General features: G+C 64.7%; 3 protein-coding genes and 1 pseudogene. 2 read left to right on the top strand and 2 right to left on the bottom strand.

Annotated elements, in window-relative coordinates; all coding sequences use genetic code 11:
* A pseudogene (locus EOB49_RS38825) lies at window positions 1–155 on the top strand (MarR family transcriptional regulator); the annotation flags it as partial.
* Window positions 156–178: 23 nt separating this feature from the next.
* On the opposite strand, the gene EOB49_RS32475 reads toward EOB49_RS38825, so the two are convergent.
* Window positions 179–4,147 (bottom strand): AsmA family protein, encoded by a 3,969-nt coding sequence (locus tag EOB49_RS32475; protein ID WP_127383363.1) that lies wholly within the window; start codon window positions 4,145–4,147, stop codon window positions 179–181.
* 131 nt (window positions 4,148–4,278) lie between these two features.
* On the opposite strand from EOB49_RS32475, the gene EOB49_RS32480 reads away from it, so the two are divergent.
* Window positions 4,279–5,241, top strand: a complete 963-nt coding sequence (locus EOB49_RS32480) for a Dyp-type peroxidase (RefSeq protein WP_127383364.1) — start codon at window positions 4,279–4,281, stop codon at window positions 5,239–5,241.
* Between the two features lie 65 nt (window positions 5,242–5,306).
* Here the strand turns inward: EOB49_RS32480 and EOB49_RS32485 are convergent.
* Window positions 5,307–5,714, bottom strand: a 408-nt coding sequence (locus tag EOB49_RS32485; RefSeq protein ID WP_127383365.1) for a hypothetical protein, incomplete at its 5' end; no start/stop codon positions are given.

The following is a 5,714-nucleotide window of genomic DNA, read 5'->3' on the forward strand; positions in this document are numbered from 1 at the left end:
CACGGGATCAGGACAAGGACGACCACCGCCGCGTGCTGTTGCAACTGACCGAGCGCGCCGACGATTGCCTGGCCGAACTGTCGGCGGTGCATCTCGACGAACTGTCGCGTATCGAACCGATGCTGCGGCGTCTGCTCGATCGAGATGGAGGGTAGTCGTATCGCCCAGAAAGCTCAGCCTACTGCAACGACTTCAGCAGATTGTCGATCGTGAACGGATTGGACTTCGGCTTGGCCGGCGGCGGATTGTCATTGGCCTGCGGCAGTGGCGCACGCTCCACCTTCGGAGGCTGCTGCGCGGCCTTGCGTTCGGCCTCGATCCTTGCCTTTTCCTGCGCCGCGATGCGCACAGCCTCTTCCGCCTTCTGCCGCTCCTGCTTGTCGACCTGCGCCTTGGCCGCCTCGTCGGCGGCTTGCTGTTCGGCAGCGGCCTTGGCGTCGGCGTCCGCCTTGGCTTTGGCATCGGCGTCCGCCTTTGCTTTCGCCTCCGCGTCGGCCTGAGCCTTGGCATCGGCATCGGCTTTCGCCTGGGCATCCGCTTCGGCCTTGGCTTTGGCGTCAGCCTCGGCTTTCAGCCGCGCCGCCTCTTCTTGCCTGCGCAATTCCTCGGCGGTCTTATCCCGTTCGGTCTTCAACGCCGCGTAGTAGCGCACCTCGCGCCGCAGCCGCTGCTTTTCGAGCAGCGCGGCCTGCATCGCCTCGACGCGCTGCTGCTCTTTCTCCAGCGCGCGCTGGGTCAGGAACTGCGCCAGCGGCTCACTGTCGAATGCTCGTTTGACCGCGCCGAACGGCCCCTCGGCGGTGAAATTCACGACCGGCTCGGAGCCGACCAGTGCCTCGTCGCCAGGCCGATAGGTGATCGCACCCTTGGCCGACACCGTGGCCGCGTTGAGATCCGCCGTGACGTCGGCGGACAAGGTCGCCGCTGGATTTTCCAGGCTGACAGGCGGCGCCCGCAGCGTGCCGCCGGCGAGCGTGAAGGCGACGTCGGTATCGCCAGCGGCGAAGCTGCCATCAGCGGCGATGTCAGGCGCAAAGCCGGCGGTCTTGGCCGCGTCGATGTCGCGCCCGATCGCATCCGCCTTTGCGAGGAACGCACTGAACGCATCTGGATTGACACCAGCAATTTCCACGCCCTTCAACGCCGCCGTGCCGGAGCCCGACAAGGCGGCCACCATCCCTTCGACCGATTTACCGCTGCTTGACAGTGCCGTCGAGAAATCGCCGATGCCGCTGATGCCGGCATCCGGCAGCACGGTCGCCAGATCGGCGCCCGCCAGTTTCATCTGGCCAGAGAACAGGCCGGTGCCGTCATTGTTCTTCAGTTCGAACAGGCCGGTGAGCGCCCCGCCCAGCAATTTCGCCTTCAAATCCGAAACGCGGATGCCTTCCTGGTCGAGCCTGAGCGAAAAGGCGGCATCATAGGCGGTGGCGAACCGACCGGCGGCGAGCGCTGCCGTCGTCAGGTCTAGGTCGGCGGTGAACGGCAGGTTGGATTTCTGGCTGAACGGTGTCGCCGGCCACACGCCACCCTTGTTGGTTTCTTCCTTGTCGGCAAGAAAGGCGGAATCGCCGAACAGCGCCACCGCCATCGGATCGAGGTCGAGTTCGTCGAGCATCAGCGCCCCGGCCAGATGCGGCACGCCAGCCTTGCCGTCGACCCCCTCCTTTACATCGATATTGACGTCGCCGGACACCGCCGCTTCATTGATGGCGCCGTTGAGTTCGTCCAGCACCAGCAGGCCGTTGCCATAGTCGCCCTGTGCCGAAAACGACGTCGACATGCCCGCCCCCATGCCCGGCAGGCCGATACCTGTCGTCATCAGCCATGGCTCGATGTCGGCGGCATCGAGGCTGAGCTTGCCCTTGGCGGCGAAGCCTTGCGGCGTATCGGCGATCGTCCCCTCGAAACCCGCCTTGAAGTCGTTGCCGGCAAGGCTGAAATTCGTCGTCAGGCCGCCACCAAGCGTTCCCTTGGCCTGAATGTCGGTGCTTGCCTCGCCCAGCATGCCGAGCGGCAGTGCCGGCAGGCCGTAGAGGGCCAGCAGCGTGGTGGCATCAGCGTTTTTGGCATTGAAGGTAAGCGCCACCGGCGCTTCGAGAAGCTTGTCCACCGCCCCCTTTCCCGACAGCGATGCGGAAAAGGCCGAGCCGCCGGCCTTGCCTTGTCCGCTCACCGCCAGGCCCGTGGTGCCGTCGCCATTGTCGGCCGCACTCGCCACGAGGTCGACACGCGCATCCTGGAACAGCTCGGGATAGGCTGCGGCACGGCTCTCCAGTCCCTTGAGCACGGCGCTGTCGGGATAATGCCGGGCGGCGACGTCGATCAGCGGCTTCAGATCGACGGCAACCACCGATGCATCGAGCTTGCCGGTCGGGCTCGCCGGGAAATCCTTGATCCTGCCGGTAGCGCTGATCGAGGCGCCGGCCAGCCCGCCCACCGACAGCCGGTCGATTTCGAGCAGCCCGTCGCGCAGCCTGAGCGCCGTGTCGACGGTATCTGCGGTCAACCCGCCAGCGTTGACCGGCCCTGCCTTGATCTGGAAATCGAGGTCGCGGTCGGCAAAGCGATTGGCACCCTTGTCGCTGACGAAGATCGAGGCGAAGGCCGCCAGCCCGTCGACATCGAGGTCGCCGCCTTCGAGACGCATCAGCACTGAGGGCTTGGCATCGTCGGGCTGGCTGGAATCGATGCGGCCGGAAAACTTCGCCTTGCCCAGGATCAATTCGAGATCACTGAAGGCCTGGCGCTTCTGCGAGAGGTCGACCTTGGCCTTGAAGCCGGCGGCGGGCAGACGGCGGATCGCCTCGTCGACGTCCTTCGACAGCCAGGCGGCAAAGCCGGAAGGTTGCGCCACGGCCAGCAGTAGCGAACCGTTGAAGCCGAAGTGACCCTCCAAATTGAGCACGAGCATGCCATCGGCTTCCAGCGTGGTGCGACCGGGCAAGGTCGCGGCAAGCGATTTCACCGACCAGCCGCCATCGACCGGCTCGGCGGAAAGCTGCACGTCGCGCACCGTGGTGTCGCCGACCACCACCGCCGGCAGCTTGACCTCGACGGTGCCGGGGATGGTCGGCTTCGGCATGTCGAGCAGCGCCTGCTCAAACGCCGCGATGCGCTGGTCCAGCGTCAGGCCGGCGCCGGCCTCGGCTCCCACCGCCTCGTCGAACTGCACCTGCGCGCCATTGGCCTCGATGGCGAAACTCGGTTTCAGCCCGAGATCGACAGAAGCCTTGCCATCAGCGGTGTAGGGGTTGTCGAGCGGCCCGGTCTCGAAGCGGAACTCGTCGACACCGAGCTTCTGATGGTCGAGCGAAAACTTGCCGTTCAGCCGAAAGCCCGGATCGGGCTTACCGGCCGAGACCTTCACCGTCTCGCCGTCGGTGCCGCGCAGCTCGGCGCTGTTCTTGTCGGCACCGGAGATCTTGAACTGGCCGGAGTAGACGGCAGCGCCATTGACGATGCCGGCATTGCCGTCGGCTTCGATGACCAGCGGATAGGCGTCCGGATCGGCCTTCAGCCGCAGCCGCATCTGCCCGTTGCCTTCGGCCTTGCCGGTGGAGGCAGTGACCGCGGTGCGCAGTCCGTCGAGCCGCAGCGTGCCGTCCATGCGCCATGGGCCGGCCAGGGACTTGGCCGAGATGGTCGAATTGATCTCGGAAAACAGGTGGCTGCGCCCGCCGGCGGCATGGCGCAGTTCGACCTGCCCCTCCGTCACCGTCAGCTTCTCGATCGAGATCTGATTGAGGTCGAAGGGAGAGGACGGCCGCATCGCCCAGTCGACAGTGCCGTCATTGGCGATATCGATGGTCGCTTTCGGCCGCACCAGCCGCATATCGAAGATCAGCACTTCGCCGCGCAGGAAGGGCGCCAGTTCCGCATCCATCGAAAACGTCTCGACGGTCATGGCCGGCTGGCCATTGGGGCCGCCGGCGACGGCGACGTTGGAGAAGGTCACCGAGGGGAACGGCAACAGCCTTGCCGTGGCGTCGCCCTGCACGGTCACCTTGCGGCCGAGAATGGCGCTCGCCTCGCGCTCGAATTGGGCGCGATAGCCTGTCCAGTCGACAAAATACGGCACCACCAGCGCCGCACACAGCACCAGCACAAAAAGGCCACCAAAGATCACGAACAGGCGTGCGAGCATCAGCTCCGAACGGGTTGATTGAAATTCTGCCGCACTCTACCCGCATCCGCGTGTCGATAAAGAGGCAATTCATCCAGTGTTGCGCGATCCCGGATGATCTGAAACAAATCCCGGCGAAGCGGAGAATTCGGATGTCTGGAAAGAACTGGGATCGCGTGCCGATCGATGCGCAAAGTGTCGACGCCCCGCTGTCGCTTTCGGCGGTCTTTCTTGTCGTCACCGTCGCCAGCGGCCAGACCGCGCTCGCCAAGATAGCCTCCGTGCTCGGCGGCCTCGATGATCTCGTCAAAACCGTTGGATTTCGCGATCTTTCCGGGCGGCTTTCGTGCATTGCCGGCATCGGCCGCGATCTCTGGGATCGTCTTTCCCCAGATCGGCGACCTTTGGAACTGAAACCGTTTGCGCCGATCAAGGGTGCCGTTCATTCGGCGCCTTCGACCGCCGGCGATCTTCTCTTCCACATCCGCTCCGAGCGGCCCGATATGTGCTTCGAGTTCGAGCGCATTCTGCTCGACAATCTCGGTGATGCCGTGAACGTCGTCGACGAGGTTTCCGGTTTTCGCTATTTCGATGCCCGTGACCTGCTCGGCTTCGTCGACGGCACCGCCAACCCGACAGGCCTCGATTTGCCCGCCTCGGCACTCGTCGGTGATGAGGACGCCGACTTCGCCGGCGGCAGCTATGTCGTCGTCCAGAAGTACCTGCACGATCTCCAGGCATGGGGGCGGACGCCAACGCCTCTCCAGGAAGAAATCATCGGCCGCACCAAGATCGACAACATCGAAATCGATGATGACGAGGCGCCGCGCAAATCGCACAAGTCGCTGGCCACCATCGAGGATGCCGATGGCAACGAGTACGACATTTTGCGCGACAACATGCCGTTCGGCAGGCCGGGGCAAAAGGAGTTCGGCACCTATTTTATCGGCTACAGCAGGTATCTCTGGGTGATCGAGAAGATGCTGCAGCGAATGTACATCGGTGAGCCGCCGGGCGCTTACGACCGGCTGCTCGATTTCTCGACGCCGCACACCGGCACGACGTTCTTCGCGCCAACCCGCCCCATGCTGCAAACCCTTGTTGAGGGCGCATAGAAGACGCCTGCGACCGCACGGCAGGCCGGCGTCCCAACGATTTCACCCGGCGATTGTCAGAACCCTCAGCGTGCGTCGCGCTTTGCTTGCGCCACTTTGGCCGCCTTGCGCTGCCGGCCAAGCTCCATCGGTCGGACGAGGTCTTGCGCCCTCTGGTTTGCCACCGACCGCATCCCCTTGCGCGCGGTGCGCGAATTGAAAGCAGGGCCTTCCGGCGTCGCCCCTTGCTTCATGACGAATACCTTGCGCGCGTTTTCGATCAGCGAAACGCTGGCCGCCAGCTGCCGGCGCCGCTCGGCCTCGCCATTCAGCCGCCGCATGGTCATGGCCAGCACCGCAAGCTTTGTCTGCGAACCGCCATCGGACTTTGAGGGCGCAGCGCCTTTCGGCGCTCCTTTGCCGCGTATTTCACGCTGGCGGCGGTGTGCTTGGGTCTGCGCCTTGTCGCGCCGCTCCCGCAACAGCTTGACCAG

This window comes from Mesorhizobium sp. M7A.F.Ca.MR.148.00.0.0 (assembly GCF_003997735.1).
Taxonomy (GTDB): Bacteria; Pseudomonadota; Alphaproteobacteria; order Rhizobiales; family Rhizobiaceae; genus Mesorhizobium.